A 25637-nucleotide genomic window follows, 5' to 3' on the forward strand; every position below is an offset into this window, starting at 1 on the left:
AGGCGCAATCATATAGAGCCTGCACTTCCATACAAGCATGCTTATGTTATGCGATCGCGTAACACACCGGATAGTTGCCGGTGGTTGACACAAAAGACCGGAATTTCCCTCGGCAAATGGGGGATTTCCGGGCGCCGCGGACATTCGGCGCCCGGGAAAATATCAGCCGGCCTTGCGGCCGATTATCCGGTTGGCGGCCGAAACAACGGCTTCCAGCGAGGCGGCGACGATGTTGGTGTTGATGCCGGCGCCGAACAGCTTGCCGCCGGGATATTCCATCTCGACATAGGAAATCGCCGAGGCGTTCGAGCCGCGCTGGAGCGAATGTTCGGAATAATCAAGCACCGACATGTCGACGCCAACATGACGCGACAGCGCATCGACGAAGCCGTCGATCGGGCCGGTGCCGGAGCCGGCGATGGTCGTCTCCTTGCCGTTGTCGAGGATCACCGCCTCGACCACGCGCCGGCCCTTTTTCTCGGTATCGGGATAGGTGTGATGGTCGAGGAACTTCAGTCGTGCGCCGGGCTGGTCGACATAAGTTTCGATAAAGCGGTCATGGATGCGTTTTGCCGGCACTTCCTTGCCTTCGGCGTCGGTGATCGCCTGGATCTCCTGGCTGAACTCGATCTGCAGGTTGCGCGGCAGATTGAGGCCGTAATCGGCCTGCAGTACATAGGCGATGCCGCCTTTGCCTGACTGTGAGTTGATGCGGATGATCGCCTCGTAGCTGCGCCCGACATCGGCCGGATCGATCGGCAGATAGGGCACTTCCCAGACCGGCGTGTTGGCCTTCTTCAAGGCCTTCATGCCCTTGTTGATGGCGTCCTGGTGCGAGCCGGAAAAGGCGGTGTAGACCAGTTCACCGACATAAGGATGGCGTTCGGATATCTTCAGCTGGTTGGAATATTCGTAGACGTCCTTCATCCGGTTGATGTCCGAGCAATCCAGGTGGGGATCGACGCCTTGCGTGTACATGTTGAGCGCCAGCGTCACGATGTCGACATTGCCGGTGCGCTCGCCATTGCCGAACAGCGTGCCTTCGACGCGGTCCGCACCCGCCATCAGGCCGAGCTCGGTGGTGGCGATGCCGGTGCCGCGGTCATTGTGGGGATGCAGCGAGATCAACAAGTTTTCACGGTTGTCGAGGTTACGGCACATCCACTCGATACGGTCGGCGTAGATGTTGGGCGTCGACATCTCGACCGTCGAGGGCAGGTTGATGATCAGCTTGTTGTCGGGCGTCGGCCTGACGATCTCGGTGACGGCGTTGCAGATCTCCAGCGCCACGTCGAGTTCGGTGCCGGTAAAGCTCTCCGGCGAATATTCGAAGCGATAACCGCCGCCGGCCTTGGCCGCCATGTCGGTGATCATCTTGGCCGCGTCGGTGGCGATGCGCTTGATACCGCCGACATCCTTCTCGAAGACGACGCGACGCTGCAACTCGCTGGTCGAATTGTAGAAATGCACGATCGGGTTGGTGGCGCCCTTCAGAGATTCGAAGGTGCGGGTGATGAGTTCGGGACGGCACTGCACCAGCACCTGTAGCGAAACATCAGCCGGCACATTGCCTTCCTCGATGCACCAGCGGGCGAAATCGAAATCGGTCTGCGAGGCCGAGGGGAAACCGATCTCGATCTCCTTGAAGCCCATGTCGAGCAACAGGGCGAACATGCGCGCCTTGCGCTCATGACCCATCGGATCGATCAGCGCCTGGTTGCCGTCGCGCAAATCGACCGAACACCAGATCGGTGCCTTGTCGATGACCTTGTTGGGCCAGGTGCGGTCGGTGAGACCGACCGTCGGGTAGGGCTGGTATTTTCGGGCCGCGCCCGGCATGTGGCCGGCCGCGCGTTTTACGCTTTCGGCTTCGCCGGCGCGGATGTCTTCTCGTGCGTTCATCGTCTTGTTCTCCCGGCGGCTCGCGGATCGGTCTTCGGACGGATTCCAGGGCGAGCAGCGCCTTATCAGATTTTCGTTCGCTTGATGTGAATTGCCAATTTCTGAACTGGCCAAGGAGCGTGCGCGTAAGCGGCGGTTCGACCGCCGGGCGCTCCTTCAGCGAACCCGGCGATCGCCGATAAGGCCGAGAAGAAGCAGGGTCGATGCCAGCGCGCGCACGGTCTCGCCGGCAAAGCCGGTCGGACGGGAAGCGACGGAGGAGACGCGCGTGTTCATGGCGGGGTTCATACAGGAGCCGCCATGGACAGGCAAGTGGGCTGCCATTCCACCACTCGCGAGCACTCTTCCCCATGCGCGGCAAATGCGCCAGACTTGCGTGTAGCCGGGGCCGCAATGCTTCGCCGTCGGAGGGGTCATCCGTGAATTTTGTTTTCTTCTCGCCGCATTTTCCCGCCAACGGCGCCGATTTCTGCGACCGGCTGAAAAAGGCCGGCGCTACGGTGCTGGGCATTGGCGATGCGCCTTATGAGGCGCTGGACGGCAAGCTGAAGGCGGCCCTGTCGGAATATTACCGCATCGCCGACATGGAGGACTACGATCCGGTGTTCCGGGCGATGGGTCATTTCATCCACAAATGGGGCCGGATCGAGCGCTTCGAGTCCCTCAACGAGCATTGGCTGGAGCTGGAGGCCAATATCCGCACCGACTTCAACATCTACGGCACCAAGCTCGATTTCGTGAAGAATTTGAAGCGCAAGAGCCGCATGCGTGCATTCTTCCGCAAGAGCGGCGTCGACACCATCGCCCAGCGCAAATGCTCCGACCGGGCCGGCGCCATGACCTTCATCCGCCGCGTCGGCTATCCCGTGGTGGTGAAGCCCGATTCCGGGTCCGGCGCCTCGAACACCTTCAAGATTTCCAACGCCAGGGAGCTTGACCAGTTTTTCAGAGACAAGCCCGAGGACGTGACCTTCGTCATGGAGCAGTTCATCGAGGGGCTGGTGGTGACCTTCGATGGGCTGGTCAACCGTGACGGCGAGGTGGTGCTGGCGGCCAGCCACCGCTACGACCAGAGCATCATGGAAGTGGTCAACAAGGATCGCCACATGAGCTACACCTGCTTTCCCAAGGTCCGACGGGCGATCGAAGAGGCCGGCCGCAAAATCCTCAAGGCGTTCGACGTGCGCGAGCGCTTCTTCCACATCGAGCTGTTCGAAACCAAGGACGACCGCGTCATCGCGCTTGAGGTCAACATGCGGCCGCCCGGCGCCTGGATGACCGATGCGATCAACTACACGTTCGACATCGACGTCTACGCGGCCTGGGCGGACATGGTGGTGAAGGATGCCACCGGTGGTCCTTATGAGGGCAAGTATTTCACCGCTTATGCCAGCCGCAAGCAGCACCTCCACTATTTGCACAGCCATGAGGACGTGCTAGCCGCGCATCGCGACAAGATCGTCCATCATCAGCCAATTGAAGAGGTTTTCAGCCGCGCCATGGGAAATTACGCCTACCAGATGCGCTCGAAAGACGAAGCAGCACTGCGCGCGGCCGTCGCCTACATCCACGCGGAAAAGGCTTGAACGCGATGGACATCTCCTATCACAAGCATTTCTCCGGCAATCTCGGCCGCGACATGGAATACAAGCGCTACGGCCATGCCGGCCGGCCGGTGGTGGTGTTCCCGACGTCGCAGGGGCGGTTCTACCAGTTCGAGGATTCCGGCGGGGTAGGAGCGCTGGCCGAATTCATCGACACCGGCCGCATCCAGCTGTTCGCGGTCGACGGCGTCGATTCGGAATCGTTCTTCAACAAGCATGCCGGCGCCGCCCACCGCATCGGTCGCCACGAGGCTTATTTCCGATATGTGCGCGAGGAGGCGCTGCCGGAGTTTCTGGCGACCGCTGAGCAAGCCAATGGCGGGCGCAAATTAAAGCCGCTGTTCACCGGCTGTTCGATGGGCGGTTATCATTCCACGAACTTCGTCTTTCGCTTTCCCGAACTCGCCAGCGGCGTCATCGCGCTGTCGGGCGTCTATTCGGCGGGCGACTTCTTCGGCAAGGCGCTGGAAGGTGATATCTTCTACAATTCACCGCTCGACTATCTGCCCGGCACCGTAGACCCAAAGCTGCTTGCCCGGCTGAAGTCGCTGAGGATGATCTTCTGCTGCGGGCAGGGCGCCTGGGAAGAGCGGATGCTGGTCGAGACCCGCAGGCTGGAACAGATCCTGCGCGACAAATCCATTCCCGCCTGGGTCGACTATTGGGGCGGCGATGTCAGTCATGACTGGCCATGGTGGCACAAGCAGCTGGTCTATTTCTTCGGCCGCTGGCTGGATGATGATCTGATGCACCGGCTCGATTGATGACCACACCCGAACCTATCCGCCGCTTTATCGAGGCCACCAATGCGGGTGATAGCGAAGCCGTTCTCCACACGTTCACAGCCGACGCGTCCCTGACCGACTGGGGGCGGTCCTTCCAAGGCCGCCAGCAGATCGCGCGCTGGAACCAGTCGGACAATATCGGCGTGAAGTCCAATCTTCGCATTGTCCGCATCGCCGAGGTCGAGGGCAGCTACCGCGTCCGCATTGCCGTGAAAGGCAATGGCTTCAACGGCGAGGGTGACATGACCTTCGTGCTGGACGGCCACCGCATAGCGAGCCTCGTCATCTCCTGACGCGGCTCAGCTACCCTTCCTGGCAAACCGGCAGAGCAATGGTCTCGTGTTCCACCGCCGATCCACGGCGCAAGCCGAGAAAGACGACAAGGGCGGTGACGATGGTGATTGCCGCCAGCACGATCAGCAGCCTGTCGAACGCGATCTCATAGGCCTGGACCAGGACCGTGGCTCCGGCACCCGGCAAGCGGGCTGCCGCTTCGCCGATGTTGCCGGTCACCAGCAGCTGCGCGGCGGCGGTTGCATCCAGGGAAGACGCCGTTCCCTGAGCCGCCAGTTGGGCTGCCGTGAAACCCGACAGGACTGCCATGACGATCGCCAGCGCCACGCCTTCGCAAGCGACGCGGGTGGTGTTGAAGATGCCGACCGCCATGCCGGCACGCTCTTTCGGCACGACGCCGACGGCAAGTCCGTCCATCAGCCCCCAGGGCAAGGCGATGCCGACGCCTATGAGGATCAGCGGCGCCACCAGCGCTGCGACGACAGGCGGTGTCAGGCTCAGCCAGACAAGGCCGCCGGCGGCCACAAGCAGGCCGACACCGCAGATCGTTGCCGGAGCGATCCAGCGCGCTACCTGGCCGGCGAGCAGTGGCAGGATCAACAGCGGTCCCGACAGGCAGATCATCAACTGCCCCCCCTTGATCTCGCTCATCCTCTCGATGCCGATGAAGCGGATCGGCAACAGCACCAGCAGGACGACGAAGCCATAGGCGGGAGCGGCCGCCAGGAACTGGGCGCCGACGAAGCGGGGAAAGCGGAACAGCGAGAGATCAAGCATCGGCCGGCGCACGCGCCGCTCGACGACGACGAAAGCGGCAAAGCAAAGGGCGGCCGCCACGAGAAGCGCGATCACCAGGGGATCGGTCCAGCCGCTCTGCGGCGCTTGCAGCACGCCGTAGGTCAGCGATGCCAGCGCGATCGTAAAGGTGCCGGCTCCCGCCCAGTCGAGGCCGGTCGCATCCGGATCGCGCGATTCCCTGATGGTGCGCAGGCCGAGCAAAGCGGCTGCAATCGCGAGCACGGCCACCAAGACGAAGATCGATCGCCAGCCGAAAGCATCTATGAGCAGGCCCGACGCGATCGGCCCAAAAGCGAGGCCGATGCCGAAACTGGTGCCGAGGAAGGAGAAGGCGCGCAGCCGCAATGGCCCATCGAATTCCTGGGCAAGAGCGGAGGCGCCGCCGGCAAAGGCGGCGGCACTGCCGAGCCCTTGCGCAGCCCTGAGCACATCGAACCAGACGATATCAGGGGCAAACATCGATCCCAGCGATGCCAGCACATAGGTGGCGAGGCCAACAAGGAAGAGCCGCTTGCGGCCATGATTGTCGGCCAGCGCGCCTGATGCCATCAAGGTGGCGGCGAAGGTCAGCATGAAGGCGTTGGTCACCCAGTTGAGCGCGATCGGGCTGCCGCCGAGGTCGGCCGCAATGCGGGAAAGCGCGACGGCCGGGCCGGTGAAGGTCAAGGGCATTGTCATGGCGGCAAGGCATACCGACAACAGGACAAGCCATGGCGCGACCGCGCCGTTTGTGGTCTTCGAGGTCATGGATTTCCTATCTGAACCAGGATCCGCCGGCCTGCCGCAAGCTTGCTGCGCCGGTCGTAACGGGAAGATAGGCTCGCGACACTTCGAGAAAAATAGTGTTAGATCTCCAGATATACCGGACTGAAACGCTCGAATGGAGAGATGCGATGGAACGCCTCAATGGGCTCCTGGCCTTTGCCCGCACGGCTGAGTTCGGCAGCTTCATCGCTGCGGGCCGCACGCTCGGCATCTCGGCATCGGCCGTCGGCAAGAGCATCGCCAGGCTCGAGCAGGATCTCGGCGTAAGGTTGCTTCAGCGCAGCACGCGCCGCATCGGCCTGACCGAAGAGGGCAAGCTGTTCAACGAGCGGGTGCGGCGCATCCTCGACGACATCGACGATGCCGAGGCGATGCTGTCGCGGAGCCGCGAAACACCGCATGGGCGGCTGCGCGTTTCGACGCCGATCGTGACCTATCATTTGCTGTTCCCGGTGCTGTCCGAGTTCATGGCGCGCTATCCCGAAATCGAACTCGACATCGACTTTAACGACCGCATCGTCGACCTCATCGACGAAGGCGTCGACATCGCGATCCGCAGCGGCGACCTGCCGGATTCGCGCCTGGTGGCGCGGCCGCTTGCACCCTTCCGGCTGCTGTTGTGTGCGGCACCCTCCTATATCGAGCAGCACGGCAACCCGAGCCGCCCGGACGATCTCGTGAACCATTACGGCATCCGCTTCCGCTTTCCCAACAGCGGCAAGCTGCAAGGCTGGCCGTTCATCGGCGGCAGCGCCGAGCCGCAGGTCCGCTCGATGCTGACCTGCAACAACACGGAGGCGCTGAAGGGCGCCACGATGGCCGGGCTCGGCATCAGCTCGATGCCCGATTTCTTGGTCCGCGAGGCGCTGCGTGACGGCCTGCTGCGCACGGTGCTGGACGACCATGTCGACGGCCGCGGCCAGTTCCGGTTGCTTTGGCCGTCCAATCGCCATTTGTCGCCGAAGGCTCGCGCCTTCGTCGACTTTCTTCCCGACCGGCTTGCCGCGACGCTGGGCGGCTCTTGAATTAGTCCTTCGCGGCCGACGGCGATAACGAAGACAGCGAGGAATAGCTCTGCTTCTCAGTAGGTGGCGCGGCCGCCGGACAGGTCGAAGGTCGCGCCGGTGGTGAAGGAATTTTCGTCCGATAGCATGAAGGCGATCATCGCAGCCGCCTCTTCGACTTCGACGAACCGGCCTCGCGGCACCTTGCCCAGCATGTAGGCGACCTGGGCCTCAGTGAGCTGTTCGAGGATGCGGGTGCGGGCGGGCGATGGGGTCAGCGCGTTGACGGCGATGTCGTGGCCGGCCAGTTCCTTACCGAGCGATTTTGTCAGCGCGAGCACGCCGGCCTTGGCGGCGGAATAGGCGGCGGCATTCGGATTGCCTTCCTTGCCTGCGACCGAGGCGATGTTGACGATGCGGCCGTAGCTGCGCGCGATCATGCCGGGCACCAGGCGCTTGCAGCAGTAGAAGACGCCGTTGAGGTCGATGTCGATTATCTGACGCCAGGCGGCAGGATCATAATCCGCCACCGTCGCTGCCGGTCCGGCGATGCCGGCATTGTTTACCAGCAGATCGACCGGACCAAGCGAGCGCTCGGTTTCGGTCGCGGCGCTGTCGACGGCCTCCATCAGCGATTGATCGCACAGCAAACCCTCGACCCGGCCGAGCGGGGCGAGTTCGGAAACGGCCTTCGCCATGGCGGTCTCGTCCACATCCCAGATGGCGACGCTGGCGCCCGATGACAGCAGTCGCCGGGCGACAGCAAGGCCGATGCCTTGCGCGCCGCCGGTCACCACGGCGACCCGGCCTGAGAGATCGACGGCATTCACACGACGTTTCATGGGCACTTTTCCTCTTCCCTGGATATTTGAATCTCAGTCCCTGACGGCTCTCGCCACCAGCCGCGCTATGCTCGGCCCGGCGATGAGCACGACCAGGAAGCGGGTCGACTGCAAGGCCATGACGAAGGATATGTCGACGTTCTGCGCGGCGGCGGCAATGATGGCGACGCTGTCCATGCCGCCGGGGCTGGTCGCGAGGTAGGCGGTCAGCGGATCGATGCCGAGGACGTGGCTGATCAGCCAGGCAAGCCCGCCGCAAAAGGCGATCAGCACGACGATAGAGCCGACGATCTGCGGCAGCGCCCGTGTCGCATGGCGCAGGATCGCCCGGGTAAAGTTCAGCCCTATCGACCAGCCGACCATCGCATAGGAGAGCGCCAGCAGCCATGGCGGCAATTGCATCGCCGCGCCGAAGCCGAGATGGACTATGGTGCCAAAGATGAAAGTGCCGAGGAAGAAGGGTGACGGCAGCCGGCACAACCGGCCAAGCAGGCCGCCGACCAGCGCCACGCCGAGCGTGGCGGCAAAGGCTGCCGGTTCGATCAGCGGGAACCAGACGATGGCTGGTACCTCGATGCCCGACGTGTCGACCCACATCTTGGCGACGAGCGCCGCCGTCATCGAGACGAAGATGACGCGCAGATACTGCATGAAGGCGACGAGGCGCTGATCGGCGCCGAAGGCACCGGCCATCAGCACCATGGCAGTGGCAGCACCCGGCGACGAGCCCCAGACCGCGGTGGTGCCGGGCAGGATGCGCCAGCGGCTGATCAACCAGCCAAGCAGGCTGGACGCCGCAAGGGTCGCCAGCACCACGACAAGGACCAGCGGCCATTCCTTGTAGAACACCGAAAAAATGTCGGTGGAGATCGACGCCGCGACCAGACAGCCGACCAAGGCCTGGGCGGCGGCGGACAGCGGCCGCGGCACGCGCACCGTGGCGCCATTGGTGCCGGCAAGGATCGCCGCCAGCATCGGGCCGATCAGCAGCGCCGCCGGCAGTGCGGCGTATTCCAGCGCGCCGGCGAACAGCAGCGAGACGATCAGCAGCACCACCCACTGCCGAACCGGACGCATGCGCGCCATGCGTTCGACGGCCGGTTGGTCTGGCGAAGAGTCCATGTTTGGGTCTTAGACCTGGAAGAGAAAAATGCGAACGCTGTCTCGGACGAAATTCACGACCCCGACCCCGCGTTGGGATGTCACTCGTTCTTGATGGCGGGCAGGCCGAAACCGCCGGCCGGATGGGTCTCGACCTGGAATTCGAAGCCGGCGATGATCGGCCGGGCCTTGGCGATCGCTGCCTGGACCTCCGGCAGCTGCAGCGAAGCCTTGTGGCTTGCGGCGTCGGTCCACACTTCGGTCACCCAGATCGCGTCGGCATCGGCCGGGTCGCGGGCGATGACATAACTCAGGCAACCCGGCATGGCGCCGGTCGAGGCGAGCAGCACATCCATGATCGCGTCGCGCTGGCCGCGCGCCGCCCGCATCTTTCCGATCAATCCGTACATTGCCTCTCCCCTTTCTTCCAACCTCAGCAAACGTGCGCACGACATGCATGGTTGCGAGACGCAGTATGCAATTGCCGGCTCACGGCATCAACTGGCCACCGTTGACCTCGATCACCTGGCCGGTGATGTAACCACTCAGGAGATCGGAGGACAGGAAGAGATAGGCGCCGACGCAGTCTTCGGCCGTGCCGGCACGCCCTTGAGGAATGGTGGCGACCATGCCCTTCATCTGCTCGTCGGTGGAATAGCGCTCATGGAAGGGTGTCGCGATGGTGCCCGGCGCCACCGCGTTGACGCGGATGCCGAAGCCGATCAGTTCCTTGGCCATGCCGCGCGTCACATTGGAGACAAAGGCCTTGGCCGAACCGTACAGCCCGGCGCCGCCGCCAGCGCCGTTGCGCGCCGCGATCGACGAGGTGTTGACGATGAAGCCGCCCTGCTTCTTCAGCCATGGCATCGCCTTGCGCGAGGCCGTCAGCACCGAGCGGGCGTTGAGGTCCATCACCGCGTCGTAGTGCGCCTCGGTCTGCTCCGCATAGGGCACGCGGCCGAGCATGCCGCCGGCATTGTTGATCAGCCCGTCGAGCCGCCCGAATGTTTCGGCGCTCTCCTCGACTACCCGCTCGACATCGGCTGCCTGTGAGAAGTCGCCCTGTGTCAGGAACACCTCACCGCCGCTGTCGCGGATGTTTTTGGCCAGCGTTTCTGCGGCCTCCCGGCTCGAATTGTAGTGCAGGGCGACCCGGCATTTCTGGGCGGCGTAGGCCAGTGCAAGGGCGGCACCGATGCCGGTCGAAGCGCCGGTGACCAGCACCGCTTTGCCGGCAAGATCGGGGATGACGAGGGTGGTCGCGGTCATGAGCACTTTCCTTCGGGCTGTTTGGCCACCCTTCGTAGGCTCTCATGGCCTTCACGTTCAAGCCCGTGGCGGCTCAGGGCCGGAGATAGGCGTAGCCCTGGCGCTGCAGTTCGGCGAGCTTGACGACGCCGCCCTTGTCGGCGGCGTGGAAGCCCTCGAGCAGGTCGGCAAGCGTGATCTCCATGCCTTGCATGGTGTTGCCGCAGGCATGCGGCTCAAGGCCCTGCTGGACGAGGCCGGCAAAGCGTCCCGAGATCGCCGCCGATATGCCTTTCGAGTTGAAGCCGGCGAGGGCCGGACCATGCACGACCAACACGATGTCGACATTGCCGCCGGTGCCTTCATAGTGGTTCTTGATGTTGCCGAGCACGAAGTTGACCTTATCGAGGTCGCTGAGGTGATAGGCGACCTTCGGTCTGTCTTCAGCGGCGGCGGCCCGGCTCAGCCCGAACAGGCCGGCGGCACCGGCAAGGCTGGCCCGGAACATGTCGCGTCGACGCATGGCATCCTCTCGGCTTGGCGCTCCCCGCAAATTGCGTGGCTGCGGCCATGATACTAGCATAAATTCACGTTACGTCCTGTCGATGCGAGGAGGGGGTCACATGGCGTTCAGGAAGTGGAAGGTTGTTGCCAGCGCTGGATTTGGCGCCGTGCTGCTCGGCGCGCTTGCGGGTTCGGCCGCGGCCGACGATGTGCTTAAATTACCCGAACTCAGCCCGAATGGCGCCGATGCCTGTTTCGGCCGCGTCTATGATGCGGCGCACCTCAAGGCGCATCCAAAGCAGAAGGTGGCGCGGATCTTCTTCCTCTATGGCCATGATCCGGTGAGCCATCCGAACGAGGAGCCGATGGCAAACGCCGACACCTCCTACAACGGTTTTCTCACCACCATGGTGCGCGGCGCCAAGGCGCCGCAATGGGCCGGCGGCTGGTGCAATCACGAGTCCGAGGACGGCAAGTCAGGTCCGATCCGCTGCGGCATGGACTGCGACCGCACCATGGCGTCGCTGAAGCTCGATGACAAAGGCCGCCTGATCCTCACCGACGTCTCGTCCGATCTCTATCTCGACGCCGGATCGGAAGACGAACTGGGCGAAGCCGAATATGACCGGCAGGCTCTGGGCTCGGAGGACAACAATTTCCGCCTCGACCCGATGCCGGCCGCAACCTGCCAGGCTGAATTCGCCAAGATCGACCCGATCGATCCGGCGCTTGGGGCTCCCTTGCGCGAGCGACTGAAGCCGGACCAGCCTTTCTGTTTCGGGCGAGACTACGATGCCGCGCATCTCTCCTCGCATCCCGACCAGGTGACGCAGTCGATCCGGGTCTTCCGCGGGCCGGTCGAACTCGCCTCCTTTGCCTCAGGCGATGTCGCCAACTGGCCCGACGGCTCCGATGTCGCCGTTTCGGTGACCACCAGGAAGAACGGGGCGAAGGTCACGCAGACCTATTCCTGCCAGGGTGAAGCGGATCAATGGCGCTGCGCGGCCAGTTCGAAGATGAGCAACTTTTCCTGCGATATCGCGCAAAAGGAAATCTTCCTCAAGCGCGGCGCCAACGGCACCCTGATGCTGGCCAACCCCAATAGCAGCCTGGCGATTGTCGATCTGTGCTCGGCGGATGGCAAGACCAAGTCCGATGACAAGGTCTACCGTTTGGAGGCTATGCCGCAGACGGCCTGCACTCGTTGAGTTCGATCTTGTCTATGACGCTACCATGGTATATATCTTTGCTATATCTCATTTGAGGATAGCACATGGACAAGGCAAAGGTGTTCTGGTCAGGCCGGTCACAAGCTGTGCGCTTGCCTAAGGAGTTTCGGTTCGAGGCAGATGAGGTTTCGATCCGTCGTCATGGGCAAACTGTCATCTTGGAGCCGCTTGCGCAGGATTGGGCATGGCTCGACCAGGTCATCGGACCGGTTGACGACGATTTCGTCCAGGGAGCGCTGGAGCGTCAGGATGGTCAGGATCGACCTGCTTTGGATGACCTCTTTAAGTGACCTACCTGCTCGACACCAATGCCGTCATAGCGATCATCGCGGGCGACGAGGGTCTGCTGGCATTGCTCAAACGGCATGCACCACAAGACTTTGCTCTCTCGGCGGTCGTTTTGCATGAGCTGTACTACGGCGCTGAAAAGAGCCAGCGAAAGGTCCAAAATCTGGCGCGCATCGAAGCTTTGCAGTTCCCGGTACTTGAATTCGACCGAGACGACGCGAGACATGCCGGCGAGATTCGTGCTGGGCTTGCGGCACTGGGAACCCCGATTGGTCCCTACGATGCGCTGATTGGCGGGCAGGCACGTGCTCGGGACCTCACGCTGATAACCCGCAATATCCGGGAATTCGAGCGGATCAAAGATCTCACTATCGAAACGTGGTAACTCGCCTCACGCGAACGGCACCGCCGTCGTGCCTTTCGGCAGCTTCGCCTCGTCGTCCGGCTCGACATGGATGGTGACGCGCACCGAGGGGATTTCGGCCTTCAGCGCGTCCTCGATGCGGTCGCAAATGACGTGGCTGGCGCCGACCGTCATGTCGGCGTCGACGACCAGGTGGAACTCGATGAAGGTGGCGCGGCCGGCGATGCGGGTCTTGAGGTCATGAACCTCCAGCGCGCCCTTGCAATTGGCCGAGATGATGTCGCGAATGTGGATGTGTTCGGTCGTGTCCACTGCGCGGTCCATCAGCCCGTTCATCGACGAGCCGATGACGTGCCAGCCCTGCCACAGGATGTTGAGCGCGACGATGACGGCAAGCGCCGGATCAAGGATCTGCCAACCGGTCAGGATAGCGCCGACGAGGCCGCCGAAGACGCCGACCGAGGTCACGACGTCGGTCATGATGTGCCGGCCGTCGGCGACCAGCGCCGGTGATTTTGCGCTGCGCCCGGCGCGGATCAGCGTCCAGGCCCAGAAGGCGTTGATGACGGTGGCGACGCCGTTGATCGCCAAGCCCTCCCAGGGTTGTTCGAGCGGGGTCGGCGTCTGCCAGGAGCGCCAGACCTCGTTGAGGATCAAAAGCGCGGCGAGCACGATCAGCACGCCTTCCAGCACCGCCGAAAAATACTCGGCCTTGTGGTGGCCGAACGGATGGTCCTGGTCGGCCGGCTTGTAGCTGACCAGGACCGCCCAATAGGCGGCGGCCGAGGCTATGACGTTGACGATCGATTCCAATGCGTCCGAATAGAGCGCAACGGAGCCGGTGACGTACCAGGCGGCAAGCTTGAGCGCGAGCACCACGCAGGCGATGACAATCGACCAGAAGGCAAGGCTGGCGATCCTTTGCCTGGCCGCTGCCTTCGCTGCGATCGCCGCCATGTTGTCCGTTGCCGCCATCTTTTCTAAGCGGCCTTTTCCTTGGCCTTGCGCGGCAGATGCGCAACGATGTTTTCGATGATGCGCATGCCGGCATTGTGGCCGAGCGTCATGATCGATTCCGGATGGAACTGGACGGCGGCGATCGGCTCCTTGCGGTGTTCGAAGGCCATGATGATGCCATCCTCGGTCTCGGCGGTGACGATGAAATCGTCGGGCAGCCGCACCGGATCGGCAAAGATCGAGTGGTAGCGGCCGACGGTCACTTCCTTGGGCAGGCCGGAGAAGATGATTCCGGGCTTGGAGACGCGGATGCGCGACGGCTTGCCGTGCATCGGCACGTGCAACTGCCTGAGTTCGCCGCCATAGGCCTCGGCCAGCGCCTGCAGGCCAAGGCAGACGCCGAAGATCGGCAGGTCGCGGGCGCGGGCGTTCTTGATGGTCGCGGCGCAGTCGAAATCCTTCGGCGTGCCCGGTCCGGGCGACAGCACGACGAGATCGGGCTTCAGCCGTTCGAAGACTTCTTCCGGCACCGGCGAACGCACGGTCGAGACATTGGCACCGGTCTGGCGGAAATAGTTGGCCAGTGTGTGGACAAAGGAGTCTTCGTGGTCGACGAGCAGGATGTTGACGCCGTCGCCGACGCGCGCGGTGGTGCGTTCGGCGCCTGCGGCATTGCCCAATTTGGCGTCGCGAATGGCGGAGAGCATGGCGGATGCCTTCAGTTCGGTTTCGGCTTCTTCTTCCTCGGGGATGCTGTCGAAGAGCAACGTGGCGCCGGCTCGCACCTCGGCAATGCCGTCCTTGATGCGGATGGTGCGGAGCGTCAGGCCGGTGTTCATGTCGCCGTTGAAATTGACCATGCCGATGGCGCCGCCATACCAGGCACGCGGGCTCTTTTCGTTCTGCTCGATGAAGCGCATCGCCCACAGTTTCGGCGCGCCGGTGACGGTGACCGCCCAGGCATGCGACAGGAAGGCGTCGAAGGCATCCATGCCTTCGCGCAGGCGCCCTTCGATGTGATCGACGGTGTGGATCAGGCGCGAATACATTTCGATCTGGCGGCGGCCGATGACGCGCACCGAGCCCGGATCGCAGACCCTGGACTTGTCGTTGCGGTCGACGTCCGAGCACATTGTCAGCTCGGATTCATCCTTCTTGGAGTTGAGCAGCTTCAGGATCTGCTCGCTATCGGAAATGGCGTCGTCGCCGCGCTTGATGGTGCCGGATATCGGGCAGGTCTCGACGCGGCGGCCATTGACGCGCACGAACATTTCGGGCGAGGCGCCGATCAGATACTCGTTTTCGCCGAGATTGATGAAGAAGGAATAGGGCGACGGGTTGATCGACTTCAGCTTGCGCGAGATTTCGGAAGGCTGCGTCTCGCAGCGTTCGTAGAACATCTGCCCGGGCACGACCTCGAACAGGTCGCCGCGCTTGAAACTATCCATCGCCTTGCGCACCAGATTGGCGTATTCGCCAGGCTCATGGTCGCCGCGCGGCGGGATGCGGTCGGCGGTCTTGAACGGTTCGGCGATTTCGTCGCGCGGCAGCCCCTCGGTTGAAAAACCGTCGCCGGAATAGTCGTAGCGGTCGGTCCAGGCCTTGGTCGAATAATGGTCGACGACCAGGATCTCGTCAGGCAGGAGCAGCACGAGATCGCGCTGGCTCTGTTTGCGCTCGAGCTTGTAGTCGACTGGATCGAACTGGAAGGCGAGGTCGTAACCGAAGGCGCCGTAAAGGCCGAGATTGGCGTCTTCATCGGTCTTGAACAAAGCGGTGATGGCGCGCAGCACAGTAAACACAGAGGGGACGCGGCTGCGCTCTTCCTCGGTGAAGACGCGGCCGGGCTTGGCGACATCGAGGCGGATCAGCTTTTTCGAGGTTTCAGCAATCGTCACCTCGGTAATGCCGGCCAGCGTCTTGCCGATCACCGGCAGCAGCACTTCGCCACGGCCGTTCAGCGCCTCGATGCGCATGGCGCGGCCACGCGCGGAAATCACCAGCGGCGGATCGATGATGGCCGTATCCCAGCGTGTGTAGCGGCCCGGATATTCGTAATTCGAGGAAAACACCGCACCCCGGCGCGAGTTCAAGCCGTCGACATAAGCGTCGATGGCACCGGCGTAAGGCTTGTCGTGGCGTTCGCGGGTGATGGTGACACCACCTGCGGTCACGAAGCTTTCCGCGCCGTTTTCCAGAGCCTTGATCGTCATTGCCGTCTCCATATGGCTTGTTGGGCAACGGACCCGGGACTGGCTTTGAAAAAACAAATGGCCGCCCGGACATTCCGTTGCGGCCACCCTCTATTTTCACGCGCACGCGTTCGAACAGGCCGCTGTCAGCGAGCCCACCACCAAATGGTCTTGATCGAGCGCATGTTCATGGGCGAAATCCATAGCGGCGAAAAGCCGGATGCGCAACAGGTTTGAAAGGCCTGTTTGTGGCCGCCGCTTCCGCAGCCCATGGTACATCGCCAAGGCTTGGGGTCCTGCCTAGACTGTTCGTCCAACATCGGAAAGACGGGAAGACAGCAATGACCGAGCAGATCGAGCGCGCACGCAGGTTCCATGCGCTCCACGTCAGGGGCAACCCGATCGTTCTCTACAATGCCTGGGATCCGGGCTCGGCCAAGATCGTCGAGAAGGCGGGCGCCAAGGCGATCGCCACCGGAAGCTGGCCGGTCGCGGCTGCTTTTGGTTATGCCGATGGCGAGAAAATTCCGCTGGAGCTGGCACTGGACAACATCAAGCGCATCGTGGCGGCAGTCGACCTGCCGGTGACCATGGACCTCGAAGGCGGCTACGGCGTCGAGCCGGTGACTGTCGCCCAGACGGTGACACGTGCCCTGCAGGCCGGCGCCATCGGTTTCAATTTCGAGGACCAGATCGTCGGCGGCGCCGGTCTGCACGACATCGCCATACAGGTGAAGCGCATCGAGGCGGCAGCGGCGGCGGTGAAGGCTTCCGGCATTCCCGCCTTTATCAACGCCCGTACCGACATTTTCCTCAAGGCCAAGCCGGATGTGCATGACAGCGTGCTGCTCGACCAGGCCATCGAGCGGGCGCACGCTTATGAAAAGGCAGGAGCGAGCGGCTTCTTTGCGCCGGGGCTCGGCGACGAGGGTCTGATCGAGGCGCTGTGCAAGGCCACCGTGCTGCCGGTCAACATCATCGCGCTGGCGCATGTGCCGCCGCGCCAGCGCCTGGCCGAGCTTGGTGTCGCCCGTGTCAGCCACGGCCCGGTGCCGTACCGGCAGATGGCCGAATGGCTCGAGGCCAAGGCGCGGCTGGCGATTTCGGGTTAGCTCAGTCCTCCAGCGTGCCTGACCTCGCGTCGGCGCTCTTCTTGTCGCCGACCAGCTTCAAGAGATCCTCGCCGGCGCGGATGATGCGGCGCGAGCGGCGGGTCAGGATGACGCCGTCCTGCGGTGCCAGCACCTCGGTGCGGCCGCCGGCCTCGCCCGGTGTGTGGACGATGGTGGCGAGGCGCGCGCCCTTCGCGACGCGGTCACCGGGCTTGACGTCGTAGAGGATGGCGCCGGCCCGGGGCGCCGGCATCATGTCGATGTTTTCGAGCGGCGCGACGAGGCCCTTGAACGGGCTGGGCGGGGGAAGGGCGGTGTCGGCGATGACGCCGCGCGCCACCAGCAGCCGGTAGAGGCCTGCGGCATCGGAATTTGCCAGCGTGCCGTCGACATCCAGCATGCCACGGTATTCTACCGTGGTGGCAACGCGGCGGTCGAGCTTCGCCACGTTGGCGGGGACGTTCTGGTAGGGCATGATCGTGGCGCCCTCGAAGGTGCCGTCCGTGTCCTCGCTCCACAACACCACGGCGTCGATACCCATGGCGGCGGCGCAATCGGCCATTGCCGGCCACAGGCTGGCGTGGACGTAGAGATAGGCAAGGCCCTCGTCGTCGCAATGCAGGTCGAGCACGATGTCGTGGCCGAGCGACAGCTGCACCAGACGGGTCTTCAATCGCTGGTCGGGGGTGCCAAGCGTGGTGTCGGGCAATAGCTTGGCGTCGGGCGCGGCGAGCAGTGGAAAGCCGCGGTTGAAATTGTTGCGGGTGCCGAGATGGAAGCGGCCCTGGTGCTCGCCGAAATGATATTGCGCGCGGCCGATCGGATTGGCCCAGGGCACGACCGTGATGTTGCCCTTGATGCGGCCTTCGGCTTCGGCCTTGTTCAGCGCCGGTATCAAGGCGTCGATGGCGACGACACCAGGCAATTCACCGGCGTGGAGTGCTGCCTGCAGATAGGCCGAAGGTGCTGCCGCGTCGGCGCCGGCGAAGCGGAACACCGGGAATTCGTAGGAAACGCCTTCGGTATCGCCGGCGATGCGTTCGATCGATTTCTGCATGGGATGCCTCCAGGATAAGAGGCAGAACACATGCACGTTTGCCGAAGGGCTGTCGATTGGTCCAGTTCGAGCCGCCATGGGCGCAATGGAATTATTCGGCGGCGGCCGGAACCGTCGCTATCGGCGCCGATCCTTCGAGCGCCTGCGAGACGACGGCGACGCTGACCGCCAGCAGGGCCAGCGCCGCGCCGACCAGCGGCAAATGAGCATAGGAAACGCCGGCCGACAGAGCCACGCCGCCGATCCAGGCGCCGCTGGCATTGCCGACATTGAATGCGCCCTGGTTGAGCGTGGCGGCGAGGTTCGGCCCTTCCGAAGCCGCTTCGACGACGCGGATCTGCAGCGGCGGCACGACGACGAAGATCAGCAGTCCCCACAAGAAGACGACGCCGATGGCGACGCTGGCGATAGCGCCGAACTGCATGAAGCCGACAAACAGAACTGCCATCAAAAGCAGCGTGCCGATGACCGTCGGCATCAATTTCCAGTCGGCCAGCCGGCCGCCGATGATGTTGCCTATGGTCATGCCGGCGCCGAACAGCAGCAGGACCCAGGTGACCGCGGAGGTCGACAGGCCGGAGACATCGGTAAGGTAGGGCTTGATGTAGGTGAAGACGGCAAACAGGCTGGCCGAGGCCAGCGAGGCGATCAGCATGGCGAGCCAGACCTGCAGCTTGCCCAGCACGCGCAGTTCGCTGCGCAGGCCGCCGCCGCTCGGTTCGACGACATTGGATGGCACCAGCCAGGCGATGGCGGCAACAGAGATCAGGCCGATGCCGACGACGGCAAAGAAGGTGGAGCGCCAGCCGAAGGCTTCGCCAAGCGCGGTGCCGGCAGGAACGCCGAGAATGTTGGAGAGCGTCAATCCCGCGAACATCATCGCCATGGCGCTGGCGCGCTTGTTGCGCGGCACCAGGCTGGCGGCAACGACGGAACCGATGCCGAAAAAGGCGCCATGACCGAACGCGGTGAAGACGCGCGCGGCCATCAGGAGCCAGTAATTGGGCGCAATGGCGCAGAGCAGATTGCCGACGACGAACATCGCCGTCAGCGCGACCAGCACTGGCTTGCGCGGCAGATGCGCGGTGGCCATGGCGACGATGGGTGCGCCGAAGACGACGCCCAGCGCATAGCCGGTAACCAGCAGGCCGGCCGAGGGGATCGACACGCCGAGATCGGCCGCAACCTCCGGCAACAGGCCCATGATGACGAATTCGGTGGTGCCGATGCAAAAGGACGCAATGGCAAGCGCAAGGATCGGCAAAGGCATGGAAAATCCAGACTGAATCGGTTCAATTCAGACTGAACGAGAAGCCTTGCCGCGCGCAATGCACATTGCTGCAACGCACCAATGCAGAAAGCGCCGAGCTTGACGCGGGGCTATGTCAGGCGAGCGGCTTCAGCTCCTGGGCGATGGTTGGCAACAGCTCCGAGACGTTGGGGTGGATATGCACGGCGCGCGCCAGCGTATCGACCGGCGCCTTGGCGTACATCAGGTCGAGCACGCAGTGCACTGCCTCGTCGCCGCCGGGGCCGAGCACGGAGCAGCCGAGGATTTCCCTGGTGTCGGCATCGACCAGGATCTTCATGAAACCTTGCGTCTCGCCCTTTTCGATGGCGCGGCCGACGCGGGTCATTGGTCGCTGGCCGACCAGCGCCTTGCGCCCGGATTTCTTCACCGCCGCCTCGGTCATGCCGCAGCGGCCGAGCGGCGGATCGATGTAGAGCGCATAGGCCTCGATGCGGTCGCTGACCTTGCGCGGATCGTCGTCGAGCAGATTGGCGGCGACGATCTCATAGTCGTTGTAGGAGGTGTGGGTGAAGGCGCCCTTGCCGTTGCAGTCGCCCATCGCCCAGATGCCGGGCACGCTGGTGCGCAACTGGTCGTCGACGGTGACGAAGCCGCGCAGATCGACCGTGATGCCGGCCTTGTCGAGGCCGAGGTCGTCGGTGTTGGGGGTGCGGCCGAGTGCCAGAAGCACATGCGAGCCGACCGCCGGCGGCTTGCCGGATGAGAAGGTCACGGCGATGTCCTTGCCCTGTCTGGCAAAGCGGATGTCGTCGGCGCCGACATGGACTTCTATGGCTTCGTTTTCGAGGATCGACAGGATGGCCGCCGACACGTCCTCGTCCTCGCGGCCGGTCAGGCGCGAACTCTTCTCGATGACGGTGACTTCAGAGCCGAAGCGGCGAAACATCTGCGCGAATTCAAGAGAGATGTAGCTGCCGCCGACGACGATGAGATGGCGCGGCAAAACGTCGAGGTCCATCATCGAGGAGTTGGTGAGGTAGTCGACGTCGTTGACGCCGGGCAGGTCGGGCACCGAGGCGCGGCCGCCGGTGTTGAGGAAGATCTTTTCGGCGGTCAGAAGGTCGTCGCCGACACGCACCGTGTTGGCGGATTCGAAGCGGGCATGGCCGCGATAAAGCGTGCAGCCCTTCATGCCGGCGATCCACGTCTCCAGATTGCTGCGGGAGTCATTGGTGACCTTGTCCTTGCGCGCCTTGATCCTCTTGTAGTCCACGCCGACAGGGCCTGAGAACGTCACGCCATAGTCCGCGGCACGCCGCGCCAGATGCGCGGCATAGGCGCTGGCGACCATGGTCTTGGTCGGCATGCAGCCGGTGTTGACGCAGGTGCCGCCGACCAGCTTGCGCTCGATCAGCGCCACGCTCATGCCGGCTGACGTCAGCCGGCCGGCGAGAGGAGGGCCGGCCTGTCCGGCGCCGATGATGATGGCGTCGTATGTCTTGGCGTCTGAGGCTTGGGCAGTCATACCACCGCCGCCACGATCAGCAGGCCGCCGATGATCGCCACCGCGTCCTCGAGGAGGGCGGCAGGCAAATCCTTGCCGAAGGCGGCGGCCAACCGGCCGCGCGCTTCGGCGCCGCCATAGGTGCCGATGACAGCACCGATGGCGCCGGCAATCAGGCCGCCAATGGTGGAACCGGCAGTGGCGCCGATCACCGCGCCGCTGAAGGCGCCAAGCAGGATGCGGGCGCCGAATTGCTGCGGCACCTTGCGGCTCGGCGTCGAGGGCAGCTGGTCGGTGACCAGTTCGACGATGGCGAGGATGGTGAAGATACCGACGGCGGCCCAATGGCCCATAAAACTTGCCCAGGTGCCGGCCACCGGCAGCCAGCCGAGATAGGCGCCCCAGGCGATCGCGCCCGGCGCGGTCATGGCGCGAAGACCGGCAATCACGCCGATCAGAAGTGCAAGCAAATAGAGCATGTCGATCCCCTCGAAAGCAGGCCCGGGACTGGCCTACGAGGGCAAGCTAGCATAGGTCCTGCGTTTGACGAGAGTAGGCGATGGTGCTTCTTCCATCAGTGAGCATTGTACTTTGGTAACCAGTCGAACATGACGAACGGACGGAGTCGCTGTGATGGCCGGAAGCGAACGCACAAGGATGATTGCAGGCGAATGGTACATCTGCATCGACGACGAACTGGAGGCGCTGCGGGAGATCGCGCGCGATGCGGTGTTCGAGCATAATACGCTACGGCCCCAGCAACGCGGCAATATCGGCCCGGCGCTATTGGCGCTGCTCGGCAGCGCGGGCGCAGGCTCCCGGATCGAGGCGCCTTTCCACTGCGCCTACGGTTTCAACATCCATCTCGGCGACGGCGCCTTCCTCAATGCCGGCTGCACCATCCTCGACCCCGCGCCGGTGCGTATCGGCAGGCGGACGCTTCTCGGCCCCAATGTGCAGATCTACTGCGCCGAGCACCACAAGGAGGCCGCGGGCCGTCAGTCGGGACTGGAGATTGCCCGGCCGGTCACCATCAGCAATGACGCCTGGATCGGCGGCAGCGCCATCATCCTCGGCGGCATCAGCATCGGCGATGGCGCCATAGTCGGCGCCGGCGCGGTGGTGACGCGCGACGTCCCTGACAACACCACGGTGGTCGGCAATCCGGCGCGGGCGGTCAAGCGGGGCTGAACTCGTCGTGGGCGGTCAGTATGAAGCCGTGCGTGCCATGCGCTCGTCCGGACCGGCTCGCCGCGAGAATTCACGCCGGTATTGGGCCGGTGACGTCTTGAGCCGTGCGGCGAAATGCTGGCGCAGCGAGGTGGCGCTGCCGAAGCCGGCTTCGAAGGCCACCATGTCCATCGATTTTTCCGTCGCCTCCAGCAGCCGTTGCGCCAGTTCGATGCGTTGGCCGGCCAACCATTCGCCAAAGCTGGTGCCGATCGATTTCTGGAAACGGCGGGTGAAAGTGCGCCGGGTCAGGCCCGCGGCCTCCGCGACGCGGTCGAGGTTGTGCGTTTGTCCGAGCGTTGCCCGCACCGTGTCGAGCGCCAGGGTGAAGCGGTCGGTGGCCGGGGTTTTCGCCAGCGGGCGCTCGATGAACTGCGCTTGCCCACCCTGCCGGTGCGGCGACAGCACGATGTGCCTGGCCAGCCGCAGCGCTACCTCTGCGCCATAGCGGGCGCGCACAATGTGCAGGCAGCAATCGAGCCCGGCGGCGACGCCGGCCGAGGTGACGATGTCGCCGTCGTCGACATAGAGCACGTCGGCGTCGACTTCGATGTCCGGGTATAATGTTTGCAGCCGGTCGGTGGAGGCCCAATGTGTCGTCGCACGCCGGCCCGCAAGCAGCCCGGCGGCGGCAATGGCGAAGGTGCCGAGACAAAGGCCGACGATCAGCGCACCGCGCCGGTGCGCGTGGGTGAGCGCTGCCAGGAGCGGCGGCGGAAGTGGGGCCTCGAGATCCTTCCAGCTCGGAACGATGACGATGTCGGCATCGTCGAATGCGGAAAGGCTATACGGCACCGCGATGGTCAGCCCGGCATGGGTGTGGATCGCTCCATCGTCGAGCGCGCAGACGCGAAAGTCGAAACGCGGCAAGCCAAGCTTGGTGCGGTCGGTGCCGAACACCACGCACGGCACGGAGAGGTGGAACGGGCTGATGCCGTCAAAGGCGAGAACGGCAATGATCGGGTCGGCCATGCGTGTTTCCAGCAAGCGAAAAGCAAATTGTCCCAATTCTTTCGAATGATGTCAATCGGGCCACTTTTGGCAGTCGGGCGCTCCGCCTATTTTCGACCTGTCCCATTCAAGCCCGAAGGAGAACACCATGTCCGCCAATATCACGCCGCGCCGCGCACTCATCGTTATCGATGTCCAGAATGATTATGATGGCGGCAACCTCGCCATCCAGTATCCGCCGTTCCGCGACAGCGTCGTCAATGTCGCGCGCGCTATGGATGCCGCCGCTGCGGCCGGCGTGAAGGTGGTGGTCGTCAAGCAGATGGCGCCCGAGACCTCGCCAGTCTTCGCCAAGGGCAGCCATGGCGGCGAACTGCATCCCGAGATCGCCCGGCGAAGCCGCGACCACTATGTCGAGAAGTCACTGCCTAGCGCCTTTGCCGGCACCGACCTCGAGGCGTGGCTGCGCGCCAATACCATCGATACGATAACGGTGATCGGCTACATGACGCACAATTGCGACCTGTCGACCATCATCCACGCCGCGCATGTCGGCTTTGCGGTCGAGTTCCTGTCCGACGCCACCGGTTCGCTGCCTTACGCCAACAGCGCCGGCTACGCCTCGCCTGAGGAGATCCACCGCGTGGTGTCCATCATCCTGCAGTCGCGCTTTGCGGCCGTGCTCAAGACCGCCGAATGGATCGATTGCCTGAAGACCGGTGCTTTGCCCGAACGCGACACGCCCTATGCGTCCAACCAGCGCGCGCTGGCGCGCTACGCTGCATAGGCAAATTGCCGCGAAGGAACAGGGGCGCCGCAGTCTGCGGCGCCCCTTGGCGTTCCTGATCACGAACACCGGGGCGTGGCCTCGTTTGGAAGTCTTTTCGGCTGGGCCCGGATGATGAGCCGGCTAAACGCAAGAAACTCAGATCGGGCTCTATCTCAGGATGGGGAACTGGAGAACAGAGTGAAGTCTTTCACAGACGAAGGCCTCTCTCCGAGGAACGGTATATCTGGATCAAGGGGTGGGACGGGGTAGACTTCCCCGGGAGAAACAAGTGAAAGCGCGAATTGCACGAACTACAGTCGTTCTCGCCTTGGCTGGTGCCGCGGCACTCTTGCCATGGCCCGCTTTCGCCCAGGTCCCTTCGCACGCGCCGGGGACGATCTGCTTCACTCAATCCTTCTGGTGCTGGGCGCAGCCGCCCGGCCCGCCCGGATATCCGTGCGGGTGCCCGTCGCAATACGGCTATGTGCCGGGGTATCTAGGGTAGTCGTCAGGCGGGGGGATTTCACGATGACGACGACACCGGCCGACCCTCTCGTTTCTGGACTCATCGCGGACGCCAAGCTGGTCGCCAACTACGGCCGCTACGGTGTGTTCAAGGACAGTTCCCTGTTTGCGGCCATCGGCAATGCCGAAAAGCTCGACGATGCGACGGCCAGCCAGCCTGAGGTCGTCAATCTTCAGACGGTTTTCAACGATTGTTCCGGCACCGTGCCATTTGCCACCCTGGCGGCACTGCGATCGGGCTGGTCGCCCGGTGACATGTCGCGCAAGACCGCGCTGGCGACGTACTTTCTCGTGGCTCTTTCCGTGCTTTTCATGGTTGTAACCGGAAGATTGACGTACATTTACAACAAGGGAGTCGCGATAAACTCCGAACTCATAGAAATCGACAACAATGATTTCAGCGCACGGTTCGGACAGGCGATACGCCAGGTTTGGGCGACGAAGAAACAACTGAGCTCGGCATCGTCCGAGCAGGCTTCGACCACGGATCTGACGCTTCTGAAGGACGCCTATTACAATTCGGAAGATAGCCTTCACGCTCTCGACCAGCGCTTTTCCTCCCTGGTGAGAAGAGCGCAAGGGTTCATGACTGAGGACGCGCAATTCCCGATCTGGGGAATGCAATGGATGTACTGCAAATTTTATTCAACCTCCACGGCAGATGGCGTAGCGGCGGGCCAGGCTCAGTATTCCCAGCAAGGTGCCATAGACCAGTTCTGTGACCAGCCGCTGGGGGTGAGTAAATCCACGCCTCCAGACAAGCTCAAGGAGCTCCCCAATCAGCCGGATGCCTATTGCGCGCAGATAAACACCGAAAAGAAAAACCCGAACAATCTTGAAGGTACGTCTTCGGAAAAAGTGACGGACGTGAATGCCGATTTCGACGAGGCAACGCGCAGCCTGCAGTGCGACGGAGTGATCACGATCGCGCCGAACTCGATCTACACGCTGACCGCGCAGATAAAGACGCTGGACGAGGTTCTCAGCCCATATGCCTTGTGGATACTCCCGGCCTTCTACGGCGCGCTCGGAGCCATCATGTTTCACATGCGGATGATCCTCAATCCGCTGCTGCCCAATCCACCGCTGTCGCGGCTGATCCACAGGATCGCACTGGGGGCGCTGGCCGGCATGGTGCTTGCCTGGTTTGTAGCACCGGGCACCAAGCTTGGAGAGGAGGCTTCGGGAATAGGCTTCAGCCTCTTCACCTTCTCCTTCCTGTTTGGGTTCAGTCTGGATATCTTCTTCACCATTCTCGACCAGTTCGTCAGCATGTCGGTCGCCGGGATCAAGAAGTTCGGGTCCTCGACAGTGGCGTGAGAAGCCCGGCAAGCAAAAGGGCGCCGCATGGCTGCGGCGC

At 63.3% G+C, this 25637-nt stretch carries 25 protein-coding genes; 11 read left to right on the top strand and 14 right to left on the bottom strand.

Features of this window, described 5'->3' with window-relative positions; all coding sequences use genetic code 11:
* Nucleotides 1–162 precede the first annotated feature (162 nt).
* Nucleotides 163–1839 carry a 2-isopropylmalate synthase gene (gene leuA, locus NLY42_RS14255; protein WP_023744262.1) on the bottom strand — a complete coding sequence of 559 codons (1677 nt, stop codon included), beginning with the start codon at nt 1837–1839 and terminating at the stop codon, nt 163–165.
* A 482-nt stretch (nt 1840–2321) separates the two neighbouring features.
* Between leuA and NLY42_RS14260 the strand changes: the two genes are divergently transcribed.
* The 3 genes from NLY42_RS14260 to NLY42_RS14270 are packed head-to-tail and all read left to right on the top strand — an operon-like array spanning nt 2322 to nt 4584.
* Nucleotides 2322–3488 (top strand): ATP-grasp domain-containing protein, encoded by a 1167-nt coding sequence (locus NLY42_RS14260; RefSeq protein ID WP_023754961.1) that lies wholly within the window; start codon nt 2322–2324, stop codon nt 3486–3488.
* A gap of 5 nt (nt 3489–3493) precedes the next feature.
* The gene (locus NLY42_RS14265) at nt 3494–4270 is read left to right on the top strand and encodes an esterase family protein (RefSeq protein WP_023724999.1); all 777 of its coding nucleotides are present in this window, start codon (nt 3494–3496) and stop codon (nt 4268–4270) included.
* Nucleotides 4270–4584: a nuclear transport factor 2 family protein gene (locus NLY42_RS14270; protein ID WP_031192978.1), complete on the top strand. Its 315-nt coding sequence runs from the start codon at nt 4270–4272 to the stop codon at nt 4582–4584. The genes NLY42_RS14265 and NLY42_RS14270 overlap by 1 nt, the downstream gene beginning before the upstream one ends.
* 10 nt (nt 4585–4594) lie before the next feature.
* Here the strand turns inward: NLY42_RS14270 and NLY42_RS14275 are convergent, their stop codons facing one another.
* Nucleotides 4595–6130 (bottom strand): MFS transporter, encoded by a 1536-nt coding sequence (locus NLY42_RS14275; RefSeq protein ID WP_023724998.1) that lies wholly within the window; start codon nt 6128–6130, stop codon nt 4595–4597.
* Between the two features lie 146 nt (nt 6131–6276).
* Between NLY42_RS14275 and NLY42_RS14280 the strand changes: the two genes are divergently transcribed.
* The gene (locus tag NLY42_RS14280) at nt 6277–7173 is read left to right on the top strand and encodes a LysR family transcriptional regulator (protein WP_023754960.1); all 897 of its coding nucleotides are present in this window, start codon (nt 6277–6279) and stop codon (nt 7171–7173) included.
* A gap of 56 nt (nt 7174–7229) precedes the next feature.
* On the opposite strand, the gene NLY42_RS14285 is transcribed toward NLY42_RS14280, so the two are convergent.
* From NLY42_RS14285 to NLY42_RS14305, 5 genes are all read right to left on the bottom strand, one after another.
* Complete coding sequence (locus NLY42_RS14285) at nt 7230–7982, bottom strand: SDR family NAD(P)-dependent oxidoreductase (RefSeq protein ID WP_023669968.1); 753 nt, start codon at nt 7980–7982, stop codon at nt 7230–7232.
* Between the two features lie 45 nt (nt 7983–8027).
* Nucleotides 8028–9116, bottom strand: coding sequence for an AbrB family transcriptional regulator (locus NLY42_RS14290; RefSeq protein ID WP_023754959.1), 1089 nt, complete (start codon nt 9114–9116; stop codon nt 8028–8030).
* Nucleotides 9117–9196: 80 nt separating this feature from the next.
* A complete protein-coding gene (locus tag NLY42_RS14295; protein ID WP_023691624.1) occupies nt 9197–9505 on the bottom strand; it encodes a putative quinol monooxygenase in 309 nt (102 codons plus the stop codon).
* Nucleotides 9506–9584: 79 nt separating this feature from the next.
* Nucleotides 9585–10364 carry an SDR family NAD(P)-dependent oxidoreductase gene (locus NLY42_RS14300; RefSeq protein WP_023686180.1) on the bottom strand — a complete coding sequence of 260 codons (780 nt, stop codon included), beginning with the start codon at nt 10362–10364 and terminating at the stop codon, nt 9585–9587.
* 73 nt (nt 10365–10437) lie between these two features.
* Entirely contained in the window at nt 10438–10866 is a 429-nt protein-coding gene (locus NLY42_RS14305; RefSeq protein ID WP_023754958.1) for a DsrE family protein, read from the bottom strand.
* A gap of 100 nt (nt 10867–10966) precedes the next feature.
* Here NLY42_RS14305 and NLY42_RS14310 point away from each other — a divergent pair, with 100 nt between their 5' ends.
* The 3 genes from NLY42_RS14310 (at nt 10967) to NLY42_RS14320 (ending at nt 12749) form a co-directional block, all read left to right on the top strand.
* A complete protein-coding gene (locus tag NLY42_RS14310) occupies nt 10967–12055 on the top strand; it encodes a hypothetical protein (RefSeq protein ID WP_023754957.1) in 1089 nt (362 codons plus the stop codon).
* Nucleotides 12056–12120: 65 nt separating this feature from the next.
* The gene (locus NLY42_RS14315; protein WP_023724992.1) at nt 12121–12366 is read left to right on the top strand and encodes an antitoxin; all 246 of its coding nucleotides are present in this window, start codon (nt 12121–12123) and stop codon (nt 12364–12366) included.
* On the top strand, nt 12363–12749 hold the full coding sequence (locus NLY42_RS14320) for a type II toxin-antitoxin system VapC family toxin (protein WP_023724991.1): 387 nt from the start codon (nt 12363–12365) through the stop codon (nt 12747–12749). Before NLY42_RS14315 ends, NLY42_RS14320 begins: the two co-directional genes overlap by 4 nt.
* A 6-nt stretch (nt 12750–12755) precedes the next feature.
* Here the strand turns inward: NLY42_RS14320 and NLY42_RS14325 are convergent, their stop codons facing one another.
* Together NLY42_RS14325 and NLY42_RS14330 are read right to left on the bottom strand one after the other, a co-directional pair.
* Nucleotides 12756–13685: a cation diffusion facilitator family transporter gene (locus NLY42_RS14325; protein ID WP_196813813.1), complete on the bottom strand. Its 930-nt coding sequence runs from the start codon at nt 13683–13685 to the stop codon at nt 12756–12758.
* A 23-nt stretch (nt 13686–13708) separates the two neighbouring features.
* Nucleotides 13709–15898, bottom strand: coding sequence for an anthranilate synthase (locus NLY42_RS14330; RefSeq protein ID WP_023754955.1), 2190 nt, complete (start codon nt 15896–15898; stop codon nt 13709–13711).
* 320 nt (nt 15899–16218) lie between these two features.
* Here NLY42_RS14330 and NLY42_RS14335 point away from each other — a divergent pair, with 320 nt between their 5' ends.
* A complete protein-coding gene (locus NLY42_RS14335; RefSeq protein ID WP_023695831.1) occupies nt 16219–16989 on the top strand; it encodes an isocitrate lyase/PEP mutase family protein in 771 nt (256 codons plus the stop codon).
* 1 nt (nt 16990) lies between these two features.
* Here NLY42_RS14335 and NLY42_RS14340 read toward each other — a convergent pair whose 3' ends face one another.
* The 4 genes from NLY42_RS14340 to NLY42_RS14355 all read right to left on the bottom strand — a co-directional run bounded on the left by NLY42_RS14340 (nt 16991) and on the right by NLY42_RS14355 (nt 21281).
* Nucleotides 16991–18046, bottom strand: a complete 1056-nt coding sequence (locus NLY42_RS14340; RefSeq protein WP_023754953.1) for a succinylglutamate desuccinylase/aspartoacylase family protein — start codon at nt 18044–18046, stop codon at nt 16991–16993.
* A 91-nt stretch (nt 18047–18137) separates the two neighbouring features.
* A complete protein-coding gene (locus NLY42_RS14345) occupies nt 18138–19316 on the bottom strand; it encodes an MFS transporter (RefSeq protein ID WP_023754952.1) in 1179 nt (392 codons plus the stop codon).
* A gap of 115 nt (nt 19317–19431) precedes the next feature.
* Entirely contained in the window at nt 19432–20823 is a 1392-nt protein-coding gene (locus NLY42_RS14350; RefSeq protein WP_023754951.1) for an FAD-containing oxidoreductase, read from the bottom strand.
* Nucleotides 20820–21281 carry a membrane protein gene (locus NLY42_RS14355; RefSeq protein WP_023754950.1) on the bottom strand — a complete coding sequence of 154 codons (462 nt, stop codon included), beginning with the start codon at nt 21279–21281 and terminating at the stop codon, nt 20820–20822. Before NLY42_RS14355 ends, NLY42_RS14350 begins: the two co-directional genes overlap by 4 nt.
* Before the next feature lie 154 nt (nt 21282–21435).
* On the opposite strand from NLY42_RS14355, the gene NLY42_RS14360 reads away from it, so the two are divergent.
* On the top strand, nt 21436–21993 hold the full coding sequence (locus NLY42_RS14360; RefSeq protein ID WP_023754949.1) for a sugar O-acetyltransferase: 558 nt from the start codon (nt 21436–21438) through the stop codon (nt 21991–21993).
* A gap of 15 nt (nt 21994–22008) precedes the next feature.
* Here the strand turns inward: NLY42_RS14360 and NLY42_RS14365 are convergent, their stop codons facing one another.
* Entirely contained in the window at nt 22009–23004 is a 996-nt protein-coding gene (locus NLY42_RS14365) for a GlxA family transcriptional regulator (protein WP_023754948.1), read from the bottom strand.
* Nucleotides 23005–23131: 127 nt separating this feature from the next.
* Here NLY42_RS14365 and NLY42_RS14370 point away from each other — a divergent pair, with 127 nt between their 5' ends.
* Nucleotides 23132–23770: an isochorismatase family protein gene (locus tag NLY42_RS14370; protein ID WP_023754947.1), complete on the top strand. Its 639-nt coding sequence runs from the start codon at nt 23132–23134 to the stop codon at nt 23768–23770.
* A 510-nt stretch (nt 23771–24280) separates the two neighbouring features.
* Nucleotides 24281–25597: a hypothetical protein gene (locus tag NLY42_RS14375; protein WP_023691612.1), complete on the top strand. Its 1317-nt coding sequence runs from the start codon at nt 24281–24283 to the stop codon at nt 25595–25597.
* The last annotated feature ends 40 nt before the right edge of the window (nt 25598–25637 follow it).

The organism is Mesorhizobium sp. C372A, assembly GCF_030323245.1.
GTDB lineage: Bacteria > Pseudomonadota > Alphaproteobacteria > Rhizobiales > Rhizobiaceae > Mesorhizobium.

Bases quoted from the DNA above. Each gene is read 5' to 3' on its own strand.
- leuA (WP_023744262.1), bottom strand. From the start codon at position 1,839: ATGCCGGGCGCGGCCCGAAAATACCAGCCCTACCCGACGGTCGGTCTC.
- NLY42_RS14265 (WP_023724999.1), top strand. From the start codon at position 3,494: ATGGACATCTCCTATCACAAGCATTTCTCCGGCAATCTCGGCCGCGAC.
- NLY42_RS14270 (WP_031192978.1), top strand. From the start codon at position 4,270: ATGACCACACCCGAACCTATCCGCCGCTTTATCGAGGCCACCAATGCG.
- NLY42_RS14275 (WP_023724998.1), bottom strand. From the start codon at position 6,130: ATGACCTCGAAGACCACAAACGGCGCGGTCGCGCCATGGCTTGTCCTG.
- NLY42_RS14280 (WP_023754960.1), top strand. From the start codon at position 6,277: ATGGAACGCCTCAATGGGCTCCTGGCCTTTGCCCGCACGGCTGAGTTC.
- NLY42_RS14290 (WP_023754959.1), bottom strand. From the start codon at position 9,116: ATGGACTCTTCGCCAGACCAACCGGCCGTCGAACGCATGGCGCGCATG.
- NLY42_RS14295 (WP_023691624.1), bottom strand. From the start codon at position 9,505: ATGTACGGATTGATCGGAAAGATGCGGGCGGCGCGCGGCCAGCGCGAC.
- NLY42_RS14300 (WP_023686180.1), bottom strand. From the start codon at position 10,364: ATGACCGCGACCACCCTCGTCATCCCCGATCTTGCCGGCAAAGCGGTG.
- NLY42_RS14305 (WP_023754958.1), bottom strand. From the start codon at position 10,866: ATGCGTCGACGCGACATGTTCCGGGCCAGCCTTGCCGGTGCCGCCGGC.
- NLY42_RS14310 (WP_023754957.1), top strand. From the start codon at position 10,967: ATGGCGTTCAGGAAGTGGAAGGTTGTTGCCAGCGCTGGATTTGGCGCC.
- NLY42_RS14315 (WP_023724992.1), top strand. From the start codon at position 12,121: ATGGACAAGGCAAAGGTGTTCTGGTCAGGCCGGTCACAAGCTGTGCGC.
- NLY42_RS14325 (WP_196813813.1), bottom strand. From the start codon at position 13,685: ATGGCGGCGATCGCAGCGAAGGCAGCGGCCAGGCAAAGGATCGCCAGC.
- NLY42_RS14330 (WP_023754955.1), bottom strand. From the start codon at position 15,898: ATGACGATCAAGGCTCTGGAAAACGGCGCGGAAAGCTTCGTGACCGCA.
- NLY42_RS14335 (WP_023695831.1), top strand. From the start codon at position 16,219: ATGACCGAGCAGATCGAGCGCGCACGCAGGTTCCATGCGCTCCACGTC.
- NLY42_RS14340 (WP_023754953.1), bottom strand. From the start codon at position 18,046: ATGCAGAAATCGATCGAACGCATCGCCGGCGATACCGAAGGCGTTTCC.
- NLY42_RS14345 (WP_023754952.1), bottom strand. From the start codon at position 19,316: ATGCCTTTGCCGATCCTTGCGCTTGCCATTGCGTCCTTTTGCATCGGC.
- NLY42_RS14350 (WP_023754951.1), bottom strand. From the start codon at position 20,823: ATGACTGCCCAAGCCTCAGACGCCAAGACATACGACGCCATCATCATC.
- NLY42_RS14355 (WP_023754950.1), bottom strand. From the start codon at position 21,281: ATGCTCTATTTGCTTGCACTTCTGATCGGCGTGATTGCCGGTCTTCGC.
- NLY42_RS14360 (WP_023754949.1), top strand. From the start codon at position 21,436: ATGGCCGGAAGCGAACGCACAAGGATGATTGCAGGCGAATGGTACATC.
- NLY42_RS14365 (WP_023754948.1), bottom strand. From the start codon at position 23,004: ATGGCCGACCCGATCATTGCCGTTCTCGCCTTTGACGGCATCAGCCCG.
- NLY42_RS14370 (WP_023754947.1), top strand. From the start codon at position 23,132: ATGTCCGCCAATATCACGCCGCGCCGCGCACTCATCGTTATCGATGTC.
- NLY42_RS14375 (WP_023691612.1), top strand. From the start codon at position 24,281: ATGACGACGACACCGGCCGACCCTCTCGTTTCTGGACTCATCGCGGAC.